This is a genomic window from Sphingobium lactosutens DS20, assembly GCF_000445105.1.
Taxonomy (GTDB): Bacteria; Pseudomonadota; Alphaproteobacteria; order Sphingomonadales; family Sphingomonadaceae; genus Sphingobium; species Sphingobium lactosutens.
The window spans coordinates 77,646-93,177 of the sequence record NZ_ATDP01000076.1 but is presented as its reverse complement, the minus strand read 5'-3'; the positions used below and the strand labels follow the sequence as shown (position 1 = coordinate 93,177).

Sequence of the window (15,532 nt, the reverse complement as noted above, 5' to 3'; positions counted from 1 at the left end):
CCCCTCCGACACCAGCCGCATCGCCCGCTGCGCCACCGGATTGCCCATCACCCCGGCGCGCAACTGCGCCTCGTAACTGGCCGGCCATTCGCCCAGCGCCACCGCGCCCGTGCCCCAGGCACGCGCCAACACCGGCCGCGCGTCCGCCTGCGCGGCCTTCGTCCCGAACCATTTCATGGATTGCTCCCCACATACCGACACAAACAAAAAACCCCTCCCGTTTACGGGAGGGGCAGCGAGACTTGAGCGCGCAGCGCTTTAGTCGCAGCGGGGTGGGCGCATCAGGCGCGCGGCTTCAGGGATTGCGCGCCAGCACCCGGTCACATTCCGAATTGGTGCCTTCGCTCTTGCCGATCACCCGGCCAGCCACCGCACCCGCCGCGCCGGCCAGCAGGCTTTCGCCCAGGCTGCCGCCCGCCAGAGCGCCGACACCGGCACCACCGGCCGCGCCGATCACCGTGCCCTCGTCGCGCCCTTCCTTGCCCTTGAGCAGGCAATAGCGCACATCATCCCGGTCCCGCGGAGCCGCCCGCGCGACCCGCGCCCGATCCTTGCCATTCAGGCTCGCCGCCATCACCGGGCTTGCCACCAGAGAAACGCCAACGATCGCCGCCAGCACCTTAACCGTCTTCATGATCCATACTCCTGATTACCTCAGGAAAACGGCGGTCGCGGTCGGGTTGTTCCCGAAAAGGGAGCCGCACGCCCCCCGGCACTACCTCCCAACACCGTCACCCCGGCCTTGAGCCGGGGTCCCGCTGCCTTTCATACCGCCGTTTCGGATATGTCCCGCCACAGCGGATTATCGCGCTCAATCAGGTCGAATTTCCAGGCCCGCCGCCATCGCTTCAGGCGTTTCTCCTGCTCGATGCACGCCCGAATATCCTCGCCAAATTCCATCCAGACCAGCCGGCCCAACCCATAGCGCGCGCAAAAATCCGATCCGATGCCACGCTTATGGTGATCGACGCGCGCAACAATGTCGGCGGTGACGCCAACATATATCGTCCCGCGATAACGATCGGCCATGATATAGACCCAGCCGCCCTTGGCTCCTTCGCGCATGGCATGAGCCTTCAAAAAGCTGGACCCCGGGTCAAGCCCGGGATGACGCATGGGAAAAGATTATCACTTCCCCTGCTAACGATCATCCACCCGTCACCCCGGCCCTAAGCCGGGGTCCCGCTGCCTTCACACCGTTGTTTTAGAAATGCCCGGTCAAAGTGGATTGCACTCGATCGGTGACTTTTTCCAATGGGTTGCATGTCTTTCGCCGTCGCCAGCCACACCCGCGTCACCCCGGCCCTGAGCCGGGGTCCCGCTTCTTGCTCAGAGAGTCACCAGGATGCTGGGTCACGCCCGGCATGACGAGGCAACGCATGAATTGACTGCACCCAGACGGGCAGTAGCATGACCTCCGGTCTCGAACGCTGTCATGCGTTCGGCCTTAACGATTGCTGATCGGAGCCTCCAGTCGTGCATATCATCTCCCTCGATGCCCAGAACTGGAAAACGGCGTCAGATTTCTATGATGCGCTCTTGGGCCGGCTTGGTGCGCCCGATTGGCATGGGCGAAACATCGCGGCCCTTGTAGACTCCATGATCGTAGGCGACATCAATCAGGTGGAATTCCCTTTGCGCGTGGACGTTACAGGGGTCAATCGAACCAACGAGCAGGCCCGAGACGCAATGCTGTCTGCATTTGTCGCGCTTACCCGTTATGGCGCTGTCGCCCGCATAACCAGAAGCGAAGCCTCGCTCGAGATCGGCGACGGCGTGTCTCCCTAGTGGTAAGATGAGCCGGGGTAAGGCAGACCATAGCCCCTCACATCCCCCGAACCCGCGCCTCCCCCATCTTCCCCAGCATCAGCTCGCTCATCGCCCACACCAGCGCGTCCGCGCGATCGGGCGACCGCCCCGGCCCGACATAGCCGCCCCCCGCCAGCAATCCGCACATTTCGTCCTCCAGTCCCGGGAAAGCCCCGCGATGCGCCACCCGGCCCGCTTCATAGAGCGCCGCCACCGGCTCCGCCCGCGCCACCTTCCCCCGGCTTGCATGGACCAGTTTCACCGGCAGCGTCTCTTCCGCCGCGCGCAGCACGCTTTCCACCATCGCGCCGCCATTATTCGCCTCGGCCACCACCCGGTCCGCGCCATGCACCATCGCCGCCGCCGCGACCGCGCGGGCCCAGCCTTCGGGCCGCACCCCCGCCACGCTTGCGTCCGCGATCACATAGGCGCGCCCGTCGCCGCCCACACCCGCGACCACAATGCCGCACGCGTCGCCGCCCACGCTCGCGGGCGGATCGACCGCCACCACCACGCGGGTCAGCGCGCCCGGCACATGCACGACGCGGCATTGCTCGATCAGCGCCCGCGTCCACAGCGCGCCCTCCACCTCCTCGATCAGTTCGCCGTCCAGTTCCTGCCGCCCCAGCCGCGTGCCGCCATAGCCCGCCGTCATCGCCGCGACGAAGCCGGGCGCCAGATTGGCTTCATTGTCCGCCGTCCGTCCCCGCGTCACCACCACGTCATCGCCGTCCCGCGCCACGAGCCTGCGCACCAGCGGCACCGGCCTTGGCGTCGTCGTCGCCAGCACGCGCGGGTCGCGCCCCAGCCGCAAGCCCATCATCAGATTATGCCAGGCCGCCTCGCCGCCCGCCCATTTGGCGATTTCGTCGGCCCAGCCATGGCTGAACTGCGGTCCGCGCAGCCCTTCGGGATCGGCCGCCCCGAACAGCATCGCCACCGCGCCATTGGGCCAGGTCAACCGCCGCAGCGCCGGGGCATAGGCCGGCCGCGCCCAGTGCGGCGCGATGCTGAGCAGCCCGCTCTCCCCCTCCACCATCACCGCCCGCGCCTCGCCCAAGCTCGCCCCGACCAGCGCAATCCGCGCCGTGGGATCGGCCTCCGCAATGCCGCGCACCCATTCCGCCCCGGCGCGCGTCTTGCCAAAGCCGCGCCCCGCCATCATCAGCCAGATGCGCCAGTCGCCCGCCGGCGCGCGCTGCCCCGGCCGCGCCACAAAGTCCCAGTCCGCCGCGATCCGCTCCGCCGCGCCCTGCGTCAGCAGTTTCAGCATCGCCCCCTGCTGCGCCGCATCGGCGCGCGCCAGCCACTCCCGGTCCGAAAGCTGCATCGCGCTCCTCCCCTGTTTCGCAGGCCACCGCGCTGCAACCAAATCTTACAGAAATGTGCGGGAACGCACCGTCATTCTCGCCATTCTGCCTTGCGCATACGCAGCAGAAAGGACCTTCATGCATCCCCCTTCCCATGATCCTTCCGGCCGGCAGCGCACCCTGCTCGCCATTCTTGGCGTCGCCGCCATCGTCGGCGGCGGCATGGTCGCCGCCAGCGCGCTCACCGACCGCCCGGCCACGGTCAAGCCCGCCACCGGCACCGCGAACGCCATGGCGCTGGCGGGCGCAAAACCCGTCAGGGATTGATCGCGTCCCGGCCGCCCCGCGCGGGGCGGCCATGCCCTGCTCTTATTTCCTCGGCGCCATCCCGCCAAAGGTCACGATGCTTTCCGCCCCGTCGCTGGCCACTGCCGCCACGCCGATGAAATGATCGTCGACGACGACATCTTTCAACACCGTTTCGGTCGCACCTGTCACGACGCGGCTGTCGGTCCAATCCTGCGCGTCCGCGCGCCGCCAATAGACCTTATACGCCGCAGCGCCCGGCACCGCGTCCCAGAACACCCGCGTATCCATCGACAGCGCCCCGTCCAGCGATACGCTGGCGGGCGCGGCCGGCGCATCGGCCAGCTCGCGCAGCGCCGCGACGTTGAGCGCCGTCACCTTCGCCAGATAGGGAAAGTCCATCGCGTCCACCGTATCGCCATAGACGCGGCCATTTTCCGTCCGCAAATCCTGATGCTGCCGGTCGTAATTCTCTATCCCCACCGAAAAGCGCACCGCGGGAAAGCCCAGTTCCAGGAAGGGCGAATGGTCGCCGCCGCGCCCGAACCGGTCCAGCCGCCGCACCGCGAACACGTCCAGCCCGACCTGCGGATTGGCCTCGGCAATGCCGTCGATCTTCTTGGCCAGCGCGCGCGATGGCCCGTCATCCTCCCCGCCGATCGCCCGGCGGGTCCGCGCCGCCTTCTCATCCTCGGCAAAGCGTATGCCTTCGGAAAAAACCCGCACCCGGTCGGCGACGATCTGCCCATTCTGGCCCAGCGTGTTGCCGACAATATCGTTGTTCAGCATCGCGCGCACCTGCCAGCCGCGCGCCTTGGCCGTGGCCGCCAGCAGCTTGCCGCCCCACAGCCCCTGCTCCTCGCCCGACAGCAGCGCATAGACGATCGTGCCGTCAAATTTTTCGCCCGCCAGCACCCGCGCCGCCTCGATCACCAAGGCCGTGCCTGACGCATTGTCGTTCGCGCCGGGCGCATCGCTGGTCGCGTTCATCACGTCGCTTACCCGGCTGTCGATATGCCCGGCGACGATCACCACCTGGTTGGGGTCCCCCGTCCCCTTCTGGATCGCCAGCACGTCCACCACCTCGACCCCGTCGGGCGCGCGCGGCCCGGTAAAGCGGTCCGCGATCGTCTCGACGGTCAGGCACCCGCCACAGCCCTTGGCGATCTTCTCGAACTCCGCCGCGCCCCAGCGCCGCGCCGCGCCGATGCCGCGCCTGGGGTCGGTCGCCGAAGACAGCGTATGGCGCGTGCCGAAACTCACCAGCTTCTCCACCGTCGCCTTCAACCGCGCCGGATCGGGCGCGCGCGTCTGCGCGCTGGCGGACGTGGACAGGGCAGAAGCGGCGGCGAGCAGGATCAATGTTTTCATGGGGGCGGACCTTATCGGCTATTTGACGACTGTAAAGCCGCCCCGGCGCATGTCCGGGATAGCGTCCCACATCCGCGCATATGTCACTCCGGCTACAAACCGGACATTCCCCCGCAGCATTGCCGCCCTAGTCATGCCCCTGTCAGCGGCACCACGCAGTCCCCCTCTGCGCCGCTGATCCTCCCTGAACCTCGACCCCCGGCGTCAAGCCGGGGGTTCTTTTTGGGCCGGGTGAGGCGACTGACATTCCCACGAAAGCGGGAATGCCCCTCTCTCTCTGATCTGCGAAAGCAAATCCGGACGTCATGTCCCGACCAAAAGCGACGGCAAAAATCCTCCCCTGCAGGGGAGGGGGACCACGAAGTGGTGGAGGGGTATCACCCTGTCGAAAGCGCGACACCCCTCCGTCTGGCCTACAGCCAGCCACCTCCCCTTACAGGGGATGATCGTGTGGAAGCGACCATGTTAGGTCAGCTAAGGTGATTCCTGCATATACCTAGAACAGAGATTCCCCCCGCCCTTGCGAAACCTCATGGGTTTTCATGAAGTGCCCTGTCTAGCTCGCGAGCAAGCAATGTAGCATCCGGGTCATTTTTTCTTGCTGCCAACCGCGCCTGTTCCGCTTCCATGGCTTGTCGGCGCTTCACGCCCGGCAACGCCACAATCTTGACGTATATTTTGATTGCCTTCACCCAAAGAGCATCTGACGATGGCACATCCTCCAATGCCCTCGAAAATGGAGGTGCGTTAACGACATATGTATCGCCTTCTTTCTTCAGGAAGGCTACAACGAGCATGCCTTTATCGAAAACCTGCCGATTACATCCGCCTGAAAAGACATCAGGATTTGGCTCTTGCAAATCGCGAGGATTACTTGCGACAGCCTTCCATCGACTTCTTGATATAGCGCAATATTCACAAGATATTTGTTCGGGCAGTCGGTCACCCTTTAGAAGCGCGACTGGCGTTAGCGACGCTTGGCGAAAGCCAAATTCAGAATGAAGTGCCCCCGCTTTGACTTTTGCCAGAACAATTGCGTCCGAGCCTTCCACCAGTTGCAAAGTGGTCGGGACCCGGTAGCCCCGGCCCACTGAGCATGCCTGTACAGATGAGGGGATCGTTACAGTCGCTCCAAGATATGCAGCTATGATGGTTTGCTTCCACATGAACCGATGATGGCGAGTATTCTATACTTTGGCAACGTCAGCTGTCCTTTGACTGCCACGAAAACCGGACGATCTCATTTCCGTCCCACTCCGTCATTCCCGCGAAAGCGGGAACCCATCTCTCGACCGTAGCCCACATGCCATACTGAGAAGAAGGACCCCCGCCTCCACGGGGATGACGATAGGGAACACACGGGCCACAAACCATCCCGTCCTCCTCGCACCCGGAAGGGCAGCCACAGGCCAACGAGAGCATCCCCGTCCTTCCGCTACCACCCCCTCACGCCGCGACCGGCCGCGCCGTCACCTTGCGCACCAGCGCCCCCATGGGCGACAGGATCATATGGCGATGCCAATAAAGCGAAATCTGGTCGGGCCGGATGCAGATTTGCCGCCGCGCCGCCATATGCCGCAGCGTTGTCGCCAGTTCGTCCGCGTCCACGCCCTCCAGCGTCAATCGGCGGATCGGCCCCGCGCCAAGCTGTTGTAAAATCCGGCTTTCCAATGTCATGGCTTTCGAATGCCGCAGCTGCACCATCCGTTCCGGTGGAAAAAGGGTTAATGCGCCGACCGTCGCACCCCCGGCCCGCTTCGTCGGCACCGTCACGAACGCATGGCGCGCCCGCATCATTCGCCCGCAGCCGCGCGCCGCCGCCTAATTTCCTCCAGCATCGCGCGCACCCGCGCCTTGGCGTCGGCGCTGTCCGGCCCGCTTCGCTTGCGCCCCTTGGCCGCGCGGATCTGCGTCACGCGGGCGCGATGATGCTGCAACAGCCGCAACCCGATGGTCAGGTTGGGCGCGCGCTTGACCTTGCGGCTTTTCACCACGCCATCGCCATCCATGACGATTTCCTCGCTCTCGCTGCCGAACAGCGACGCGCGCATCAGCATCATCTCCAGTTCGCAATAGCCTTCCTCCAGCGCCGCGTCCCAGGCGCGGGCAAAGGCGATCCGGCGCTTGCGCCGCGCATAGGCGCCCTGCCGGCATTTGCCGATTTCCCGCGCGGCCTCGCTCACATTGCAGCATTCCGCTAGCGTCAGCAGGAATATCCGCTCCTCCTCCAGCGTCCAACTATCCTTGCGCGCCTGTCGTTGCTGCACGCGCGCGCCGCCCGCCCGCGCCTGCCGCTGCGGCACCAGCCGCCTCTCCTCCACCGTTTCCGTTTCCGTTTCCGTCGCCATCGCCCGCATTCCCCCGCCCGGTTCGCCAGACACGAAAAAGGCCGGCCCCGCTTTCGGAACCGACCTGTCCTCGCGCCGCCTTGGCGACTCACATTTTCCCAATATCGACCTATCTGTCAGATCAGCGTGACGATGTCAAGCAGAATGTGCCATATGGGTTAATTGTCCAGCATGGCGCGAACCGCCGGTGCTTCTTCCTCCATGGCCGCCGCCACGCTCGGCCGCGCCTTCACCGCCGCCAGCCACGCCGCGACCTTGGGCCATCTCGCCGCGTCCAGCCCGTCCGAACAATAGCCCACATTGATGATCGGGCACGCCGCCGCCAGGTCCGCCAGGGTGAAGCGATCCTCCACCAGCCAACCGCTTTCCGGCAGCTCCTTCTCCAGATAATCGTAGATTTTCGGCATCTCCTCGGCCTCCGCCCGGTCCGCCGCCGCCAGGTCCGGCTCGCGCTTCACCCGCTTCGCCACCGCACGGTTGAAGAAAATCTTCTGCCCCGCCTGCTGCGCGATCGTATCGCCAAATTCCTCGAACCAGATGGTGCGCGCCCGCGCCCTGGCTTCGGTCGGGATCAGATTGGGCTCAGGATGCAACGCATCCATATAGGTTATGATCGCGGTCGAATCGCACAGCAGAAAGTCGCCATCTTCCAGCGCGGGTATCTTGCCAAAGGGCGATCCTTCCAGATAGCCCGGATCGCCGCGCCCGAAACCGGCCATCCGAACCTCCGTCTCGATTCCCTTTTCGGTCGCGAAAACAAGGACTTTGCGCACGAAGGGCGACACTCTGGCGCCATGGATGATCATCGGTCCGACTCCTCTCTTGCCTTAGAGCCGGACCATGTCACATCAGTAGCGGAACGCAACCCTGTTCAATGCGGCACGACGCCCATCTCGACGCCGGTCTTGTCGTGCAGCGCGAACCGGTCAATGAGGTCCGCGCTCGCCCGGTTATAGCCGACCACCTCTACCGCCACGCCCTGCGCGCGCAGCTTCGCGACCACCTTGTCCAGCGCGCCGACCCCCGAAATATCCCAGAAATGCGCGGCCGACACGTCGATCAGCACGGCTTCTGCCCCGCTCTCGTCCTGGAAAGCGCGGGTGAAGCGGTCGACCGAGGCAAAGAAGATCTGCCCCGTCACCCGATAGGTCGCCCGGCCCGCATCCTCGCTCCGCTCCACGCCGAACATGCGCTGCACCTTCCCGGCAAAGAAGATGCCCGACAGCAGCACGCCCGCCAGCACGCCCAGCGACAAGTCGCGCGTCGCCACCACGACCACCACCGTCACCAGCATCACCACCGATGACGTTGGCGGATGCCGCCGCAAATTGGCGATCGAGTTCCAGCTGAACGTGCCGATTGATACCATGATCATCACCGCGACCAGTGCCGGCATCGGCACGCGCCCGACCCACGGCCCCAACACCGCCAGCAGGAACAGCAGGAACGCGCCGGCGACAAAAGTGGACAATCGCCCGCGCCCGCCCGACGTCACGTTGATGACCGACTGGCCGATCATCGCGCACCCGCCCATGCCGCCCAACATCGCCGCCACGATGTTGGCGCCGCCCTGGCCCATGCATTCGCGCCTCTTGTCGCTGTCACTGTCGGTCATGTCATCGACGATCTGCGCGGTCAGCAGCGATTCCAGCAGCCCGACGGCCGCCATCGTAACCGAATAGGGCGCGATGATGCGCAGCGTTTCCCAGCTCAGCGGGACCTGCGGCAGCGCCAGGCTCGGCAATCCTTCGGGCAGCTTGCCCATGTCGCCGACCATGTTGACCGGCAGGCCCATGCCGATGCTGATCGCGGTCAGCACCAGGATCGCCACCAGCGGCGATGGCACCGCCCTGGTGATCCGGGGAAACCCATAGATGATCGCCAGCCCGCCCGCGACCATGGCGTATGTTTCCCAGCCGACATTGGTCAGCTGCGGCAGCTGCGCCAGGAATATCAGGATCGCCAGCGCATTGACGAAGCCGGTGATGACCGATCGCGAGACGAACTGCATCAGCAGGTCCAGCCGCAACAGCCCGGCGATCGCCTGGATGACGCCCATCAGGATCGTCGCGGCGAACAGATATTGTACGCCATGCTCGCGCACCAGCGGCGTCACCAGAACGGCGACGGCGGCGGTCGCGGCGGAAATCATGCCCGGCCGCCCGCCGATCAGCGCGATCGTCATGGCGATCGCGACCGACGCATACAGGCCGACACGCGGATCTACGCCCGCGATGATGGAAAAGCCGATGGCTTCGGGGATCAGCGCCAGCGCGACGACGATGCCGGCCAATATGTCGCGGCGCGCGCCCGCGCCGCTGCTGAACCACTCCTGCCGGTAGCGGATGAGGGAATTTGTCATTATATCTGAATGTCCACAACAAGGCACATGACGCGGATCGCCCGCGGTCTTCAAAAATCATGTGTGATGTTGTCCGGCGGATCGGCGGCCGGAATAGCCACCCGGAATTGCACCGGGTCCATGCGAATGCGCGCCCCTTAACCCGACACGCCCGCGCGGGCAAGCCCGCCTTATCGCGCGTAGCGCCCTTCCGCGATCCACTTGGCCGTCAGCGTCTGCGCCGCGTCGACATCCTGGGGGAAATCGACCTCCTGCCACTCCAGCCCCTCGATCGACACGGTGCCGACGCGGTTGCCCTTGGCGATGATATCGATGGCGCGCAGATACCAGCGTTCCACGCCCTCGGGCGTGCGCATCATCTGGTCGATCTGGTTGCGGAATATCGCCGGCCCTTCCCCGGTGAAGGCCAGCATGCCGATCGATTCCGCATTGGTATCGGGCGGCAGCAACCGCTTGCCGATCGCGTGCAACCGCCCGTCGGCGTCGCGGCTGACCTTCATGTCATCGTCGTCATAATCGCCCTGCGGCTTCACGTCGACGGTGACCGTGATCGCGTCCTTGGCGCCTGTGACCAGCCTGGCGACGATCTCGTCCGACACGATGGTATCGCCGTTCAGGATGATGAAGTCCCGGTCCATCTCCTCCCGCACGATCCAGCAGGTGCCCAGATTATCGGCCACCTGGAAAAAGGGGTTGAATATGGTGCGGATGCGCGCGCCGGTGTCGCGATACAGCTGCAACGCATGATCCTCCACCCGCTCGGTGCGGAACCCCGTCACCACCACGATGTCCGTCACGCCATTGGCGACCAGCGCCGCGACCTGCCAGCTGATGAGGCTGCGGCCGTTGAAATCGATCATGCATTTGGGCACGTCGCGCGTCAGCGGCAACAGGCGCGATCCCTGGCCGGCGGAAAGGATGATGGCTTTGCTGATCGTCATGGCGCGCGGCTTTAGCCCGCAATTGGGCCGAAAAAAAGGCGGCTTCAAACCGGGCGCGTCAGGCCCTAGATAGGCCCCGCCGGACGACCGGCTGGGGACAGGAAGGGCCGGCGACAAAAGTGATGTTCAAGCGCGGATCAGGCGCGGCGGCGGACGCCTTCGCCCGCATCCTGGCCAACACCGGCTGGCTGCTGGGGGGCAAGGGCGTGGGCGCGGTGCTGAGCCTCGCCTATCTCGCCATCGTCACCCGCACGCTGGGCGTCGCCGATTTCGGCCGTTTCGCCCTGGTCCTGAGCGCCGCCAACGTCATCAAGACGCTGGTCAGCTTCGACAGCTGGCAGATCGTCGTGCGCTATGGCCAGCCGCATCTCGCCGCTGGCAATGGCGACGCGCTCAACCGCGTACTGCGCTTCTGCATCCTCATCGACCTGGCGTCCGCAGCGGCGGGCGCGGCCATCGCGGCGGGCGTCATTCTCTTCGCCGGGCCGCTCCTGGGGCTGGAACCGGACATGGGGCTTCAGGTCTGGCTGTTCGCGCTCCTGATGATGATCACCATCCGCTCCAGCCCGACGGGCGTGCTGCGCCTGTTCGACCGCTTCGATTCCGCCGCCTTTGCCGAAACCATGATCCCGGTCGGCCGCATGATCGGCGCGCTTGTGGCTTGGGCGGTCGCGCCCGGCATCACCGCCTTCCTGCTCGCCTGGGCCTTTGCCGAACTGCTTTGCGCCGCCAGTTACTGGTTCCTTGCCCTGCGCGTCGGGGGCCCCCAGATCGGCAGCTGGCGTGCCGGCCGAGCGCTCGACGCACGCGCTGAAAATCCCGGCATCGTCGGCTTTCTCACCGCCACCAATCTTCAGACCAGCCTGTCCTCGGTCGGGCAGCAGGTGGCGGTGCTCATCGTCGGCGCGTTCGTCGGCCCGGCGGGCGCGGGTCTCTATCGCCTCGCCAATCAGCTCGCCAATTCGCTGACCAAGATTTCCAGCCTGCTCTCGCGCAGCATCTTCGTCGAACTCTCGCGCACCACGGCGCAGGGAACCGAAGCCCTGGGCGCGCTGTTCCGCCGCACCAACCGGCTGGCGTTGATCGCAGGCGCGGTTATCATCACGCTCATCCTCACGATCGGCCGGCCGCTGCTGGGCCTCATCGCGGGTGACGAATTCCTGCCCGCCTATCCGCTGCTGCTGATGCTGGGGGTTGCGGCCTGCATCGACCTTGCCGGGGTCAGCTACCGCCCGCTGCTCATGGCCACCGACCGCGCCGGACTGTCATTGCGGATCAGCGTCATCGCGACATTGCTCCTCCTTGGCCTGCAATCGGCGCTTCTGCCGCTCTATGGCACGCAGGGCGCGGCGATGGCGAACATCCTCTCCTCGCTCGCCGCCTTCACGATGATGGGCCTCGCCAGCCGCCGCGCCGTCGCCATCAAGGATTAGCGCGAGGCCAATATCGCCTCGATCAGCGTCACATCCTCGGCCTTGTCGGCGTCGATGCACGCCTCGGGCTTCGTCATCGCCACCAGCCGCGCTTCCAGCCCCAGCCATCGGCCCGCCCGCGCCATGCCGCCGCGCAGCGTCGATATCCGCAGCAACGCGCCCATCAGCGCCAGCGGCCCGAACGCCGCCAGGATCTTCCACCCCTTCTTGCGGTCCTGCTCCACCTCCTGCCACAGCGCGATCGCGCGCCGCGCCCGGTCGCTACCGATCCAGAAGATATTGGCCCCCGACCATCCGCCATCCCGGAATTTGAGCCATGTCCGCCGCGACTGCGGATAGCGCGCCAGCATCGTCGCCCGCTCGACCATGGCGACGGCGATGTCCGCGCCATTCGCCTCGCCGACAAACTGGTCCAGCATCGCCCGGTCCAGCAGCACATGGTCCGCCGTCGTCAGCAGCGCGGGAAAGGCCAGCGCCCCTGCATCCATCATCGCCAGCAGCGACGATGCGATACCCTGCCCGCCCGTTTCGAACCGCACGCGCGGATGCGTCGCCAGCCAGGCGGTGGCCGGATCGGCGGCATAGGCGTCGGGCCGCTGCGTCAGGATGATGACCTCGCCGATCGCGGGATGATCCAGCAACGCCCGCGCCGGCCGGTTGATCATCGGCTCGCCCGCCACCGGCACCAGCGGCTTTACTGCGACGCCGGCGGCCTTGGCCAGCGGATCGGGAATGGGACGCGCGCCTGCAAGCAGGATGGCGGTAACGGTGCCAGTAACGGTGCCTTTCATGCCCGCCCGTTAGCGCAGCGGCGCACCGGCGGAAAGATCGTTTCGCGCCCGCGAACTATTTGCCGCGTTCGACCGGCGCGGCAGCCTGCGCCGCCTCTTGGGCGAACCGCTGATGCGCGCCCACCGCCAGCCCCTTATAGGCCGCCAGTTTCGCCCGGAACGCCGCCAGGTCCCGGCCCGCCAATTGCGCCGTGGTCGTGAACTTGACCGACAGCGGATTGACCGTCGCGCCATTGCGATACAGCTCATAATGAAGATGCGGCCCGGTCGACAGGCCGGTCGACCCGACATAGCCGATCACCTGCCCCCGCCGCACCCGCTGCCCGGATGCCGCCGCAATGCGGCTCATATGCGCATAGCCTGTCGCAAGGCCGCCGCCATGCTGGATGCGCACATAATTGCCATGGCCGCCATGCCGCCCGGCAAAGGACACGACGCCATCGGTCACGGCATAGATGGGCGATCCGTAGCGCGCGGCGAAATCGATGCCGGCATGCATCCTGGTATAGCCCAATATCGGGTGCCGCCGCTGGCCATAGCCCGACGACATGCGCCCGGCGACCGGTGCCGACAGCACGCCGCGCCGCTCGCCCACGCCCGACGCCTCATACCATTCGGTGCGGCCATTGCTGGTCCATTTCACCATGTCGACATCCTTGCCCCGCGCGCGCTTCAGGCCCGCATAGAGCAATTCGCCCACCTCCACGTCGCCTGTTTCGGCCTGCCGATATTCGGTGACGATATCATAGCGGTCGCCCGCCGCGATGGAGCCGAGGTCGACCTGCTTGGCGATCACGCGCAGGAACGCCTGCACCGCCTTGGGCGGCGCGCCGGCCGCGCGGGCGGATCGATAGATGCTGTCCCCCACCACGCCCTGAATGCGCAGCGGCGTATCGTCGACGCGGATCGGCACGCGCTGCACCGACAGCACGCCGCCCAGCCGCTCGAACGTCATGTCCAGGTCCAGCCGCGCCCGGAACGCCAGATGGTCCAGCGGCCGGGGCCGGTCGCGGCTCGCGCGGCGGCCCAGAATGATGTTGAGCCGCGTGCCCGGCTTCACCCCGCCCGCAATATCCGCGCCCGCCATGCCGACCACGGCGGCGACATCCGCGCTGCTGACGCCCGCGCGCGACAAGGCGCGGGCCAGCGTGTCGCTGCTGCCGACCTGGGCGCTCAGCTCAATCTGCGGCCGCTCGGGCGTCTCGCGCAGCGGCTGCACCGCGTCGGTCGATCCCATGCGATGCCCGCTGTCGCCGCCCAGCGCCAGCGGCGTGATCATCTGGCTGCGCACCTCGTCATACTGCGCATCGCTCAGCGTCGGGCCGGGCGCGCCGGGCACGGGCTCAAAACCGGGCGAGAGGTAGAGCGCGCTCGCGCAAAGGCCGAAGCAGGTGGCAAGGCCCCGAAACCATGTCCGGCTGCCGATCCGCTGGCCAAGGTCCGGGACCAGTTCCACATCGTCGGCCCAGTCGCGCAGCCGCGTGCGCCAGTCGCGCGTCGGGATCGGCACGCCGCGCCGCAGCGACTCCGCCATCCACAGCGACATGGGCGCGCCGCCCTGCTGAAACCCGACCTGGCTATCCTGAAACAAACCCGCGACCCCCAAGGGCATCTGTTCGCCACGACGCCCGCCAACCGCATATGCGCCCGCGCCGCCCTTGTGAAGCAAGTGAAGTTAAAGCCGCATTAAGATGCCATGACCCGGCCCGCAGCCGCGACGAATGGCGGTTTGACGCGCGCCTTTCGCATCAGCGCGCTGCGCCCAGCGCCTGGTCATAGGCCGGCTGGCCATCGATCCTGACGGTCAGCCGCGCACTGCGAAACTGGTTCAGCCGCAATGTCACGAAGGTCGCGGGCGCGTTCGCAACCAGGTGGATGCGCCCCTTCTGCACCGCATGATTGCCCGCCTGCGCGCCCGACAGCACATCTAGTTCATAGCTGCCCGATACCGCCACCGGCGACAGGCCGCGCACGGTCAGCACGTCAACGCCCTCGGCCGGCGTCAATACCGCCTCGACTGGGCGACCAGTCGTTTCCTGCGCCTGCATCGGCACTGCTCCCATCGCCGCCAGCATCATCATCAAGCGCACCGGCATCGTCACCCCCGTCATCGCGGCGTCAAGACATCGACGACGGCGCCAATCGCCGCATTCTGCAAGGCTTGCGCCTGCGGGTCCTTTTCCTCGTCGGCCGGCTTTTCCGCCACGCTGGCGGGCGCGCCCTGCAGGGCGGCGGCGGCAATCTGCTGATAATCGGGGTCGTCGACATCGGACCGGGCGGCGATCCGGCGATCGGGGGCGACCGGCTCGTTGCGGATGCGCCCGTCGACCAGCAATTTCTGTTCGGGCGACAGGGCGGTGGGCGATGGCTTGGCAAATTCGGCCGATCGCGTCTCGATCACCTGCGCGCACCGCGTCGGCGACTCCCTGTCGGCCGCGCCCGGATCGCACCGGTCCTGCCCATCGACCGCCTCGACCGCGCCAGTGCGCCCCTGCGCCGGGGAAGACAGCGGCGCGCTGGGCTGGGCGGTCGGCCCGCCGCGATAGAGCTGCGTCACCGGCTCACCATCCTGAACGGGCGTTAGCTGCCCCACCGCCTGCACGGATTGCCGGCGGTTCTCGGTCCGCACCGGGTCCGCCAGCATATCGGCCCCTTCCTCGCGCCACGTGACGATATCCTCCGGGGGCAGCACCGGTCCCGCATGCGCGCCCTTGTCGCTGATTTGCTCGACCTCTCCCGCCGCCCGGGCAGGCTCGCCGTCGATCACGCTCACCTGCGCGGCCGCAATCGGCATCGCCAGCATCAGCGATGCGATCGTCAGTCCCGATAGTGTTCGACAGCCCGTCATCGCCGCCTCTCCA

At 66.4% G+C, this 15,532-nt stretch carries 17 protein-coding genes, 1 pseudogene and 1 other annotated feature; of the genes and pseudogenes, 3 read left to right on the top strand and 15 right to left on the bottom strand.

The window, feature by feature from the left end; translation table 11 throughout:
* From RLDS_RS55900 to RLDS_RS36775, 3 genes and pseudogenes are all read right to left on the bottom strand, one after another.
* Positions 1-177: pseudogene (locus tag RLDS_RS55900) on the bottom strand (phage portal protein); the annotation flags it as partial.
* Positions 178-295: 118 nt separating this feature from the next.
* The gene (locus RLDS_RS36780; RefSeq protein WP_021225463.1) at positions 296-634 is read right to left on the bottom strand and encodes a hypothetical protein; all 339 of its coding nucleotides are present in this window, start codon (positions 632-634) and stop codon (positions 296-298) included.
* Positions 635-765: 131 nt separating this feature from the next.
* A complete protein-coding gene (locus RLDS_RS36775; protein ID WP_021225462.1) occupies positions 766-1,065 on the bottom strand; it encodes a GIY-YIG nuclease family protein in 300 nt (99 codons plus the stop codon).
* A 411-nt stretch (positions 1,066-1,476) separates the two neighbouring features.
* On the opposite strand from RLDS_RS36775, the gene RLDS_RS36770 reads away from it, so the two are divergent.
* Positions 1,477-1,788, top strand: coding sequence for a barstar family protein (locus RLDS_RS36770; protein WP_021225461.1), 312 nt, complete (start codon positions 1,477-1,479; stop codon positions 1,786-1,788).
* Between the two features lie 37 nt (positions 1,789-1,825).
* On the opposite strand, the gene RLDS_RS36765 is transcribed toward RLDS_RS36770, so the two are convergent.
* A complete protein-coding gene (locus RLDS_RS36765; protein ID WP_021225460.1) occupies positions 1,826-3,139 on the bottom strand; it encodes a DNA-packaging protein in 1,314 nt (437 codons plus the stop codon).
* A 118-nt stretch (positions 3,140-3,257) separates the two neighbouring features.
* On the opposite strand from RLDS_RS36765, the gene RLDS_RS36760 reads away from it, so the two are divergent.
* Positions 3,258-3,446 carry a hypothetical protein gene (locus tag RLDS_RS36760; RefSeq protein ID WP_021225459.1) on the top strand — a complete coding sequence of 63 codons (189 nt, stop codon included), beginning with the start codon at positions 3,258-3,260 and terminating at the stop codon, positions 3,444-3,446.
* 42 nt (positions 3,447-3,488) lie between these two features.
* Here RLDS_RS36760 and RLDS_RS36755 read toward each other — a convergent pair whose 3' ends face one another.
* The 7 genes from RLDS_RS36755 to RLDS_RS36730 all read right to left on the bottom strand — a co-directional run bounded on the left by RLDS_RS36755 (position 3,489) and on the right by RLDS_RS36730 (position 10,447).
* The gene (locus RLDS_RS36755; RefSeq protein ID WP_031297801.1) at positions 3,489-4,796 is read right to left on the bottom strand and encodes a M28 family peptidase; all 1,308 of its coding nucleotides are present in this window, start codon (positions 4,794-4,796) and stop codon (positions 3,489-3,491) included.
* 530 nt (positions 4,797-5,326) lie between these two features.
* The gene (locus RLDS_RS55895) at positions 5,327-5,962 is read right to left on the bottom strand and encodes a hypothetical protein (RefSeq protein ID WP_152528023.1); all 636 of its coding nucleotides are present in this window, start codon (positions 5,960-5,962) and stop codon (positions 5,327-5,329) included.
* A 280-nt stretch (positions 5,963-6,242) separates the two neighbouring features.
* Complete coding sequence (locus RLDS_RS36750; protein WP_021225457.1) at positions 6,243-6,593, bottom strand: hypothetical protein; 351 nt, start codon at positions 6,591-6,593, stop codon at positions 6,243-6,245.
* On the bottom strand, positions 6,590-7,144 hold the full coding sequence (locus tag RLDS_RS56925) for a hypothetical protein (RefSeq protein ID WP_021225456.1): 555 nt from the start codon (positions 7,142-7,144) through the stop codon (positions 6,590-6,592). Before RLDS_RS56925 ends, RLDS_RS36750 begins: the two co-directional genes overlap by 4 nt.
* A 158-nt stretch (positions 7,145-7,302) precedes the next feature.
* Positions 7,303-7,950 (bottom strand): glutathione S-transferase family protein, encoded by a 648-nt coding sequence (locus RLDS_RS36740; protein ID WP_021225455.1) that lies wholly within the window; start codon positions 7,948-7,950, stop codon positions 7,303-7,305.
* Between the two features lie 65 nt (positions 7,951-8,015).
* Positions 8,016-9,506, bottom strand: a complete 1,491-nt coding sequence (locus RLDS_RS36735) for a SulP family inorganic anion transporter (RefSeq protein ID WP_021225454.1) — start codon at positions 9,504-9,506, stop codon at positions 8,016-8,018.
* 67 nt (positions 9,507-9,573) lie between these two features.
* Positions 9,574-9,629: a sequence feature (sul1 is cis-regulatory element that is thought to sense ions involved in sulfur or methionine metabolism; They are found in Alphaproteobacteria), on the bottom strand.
* 47 nt (positions 9,630-9,676) lie between these two features.
* A complete protein-coding gene (locus RLDS_RS36730) occupies positions 9,677-10,447 on the bottom strand; it encodes a phosphocholine cytidylyltransferase family protein (RefSeq protein WP_021225453.1) in 771 nt (256 codons plus the stop codon).
* A 122-nt stretch (positions 10,448-10,569) separates the two neighbouring features.
* Here RLDS_RS36730 and RLDS_RS36725 point away from each other — a divergent pair, with 122 nt between their 5' ends.
* Positions 10,570-11,880 (top strand): lipopolysaccharide biosynthesis protein, encoded by a 1,311-nt coding sequence (locus RLDS_RS36725; RefSeq protein ID WP_021225452.1) that lies wholly within the window; start codon positions 10,570-10,572, stop codon positions 11,878-11,880.
* Here the strand turns inward: RLDS_RS36725 and RLDS_RS36720 are convergent.
* The 4 genes from RLDS_RS36720 to RLDS_RS36705 form a co-directional block, all read right to left on the bottom strand.
* Positions 11,877-12,671: a nucleotidyltransferase family protein gene (locus RLDS_RS36720; protein ID WP_021225451.1), complete on the bottom strand. Its 795-nt coding sequence runs from the start codon at positions 12,669-12,671 to the stop codon at positions 11,877-11,879. The genes RLDS_RS36725 and RLDS_RS36720 overlap by 4 nt on opposite strands.
* Before the next feature lie 55 nt (positions 12,672-12,726).
* The gene (locus tag RLDS_RS36715) at positions 12,727-14,283 is read right to left on the bottom strand and encodes a M23 family metallopeptidase (protein ID WP_031297800.1); all 1,557 of its coding nucleotides are present in this window, start codon (positions 14,281-14,283) and stop codon (positions 12,727-12,729) included.
* Between the two features lie 136 nt (positions 14,284-14,419).
* Positions 14,420-14,767 carry a hypothetical protein gene (locus RLDS_RS36710; RefSeq protein ID WP_152528022.1) on the bottom strand — a complete coding sequence of 116 codons (348 nt, stop codon included), beginning with the start codon at positions 14,765-14,767 and terminating at the stop codon, positions 14,420-14,422.
* Between the two features lie 11 nt (positions 14,768-14,778).
* Positions 14,779-15,519, bottom strand: coding sequence for a hypothetical protein (locus tag RLDS_RS36705; RefSeq protein WP_021225448.1), 741 nt, complete (start codon positions 15,517-15,519; stop codon positions 14,779-14,781).
* Between the last annotated feature and the right edge of the window lie 13 nt (positions 15,520-15,532).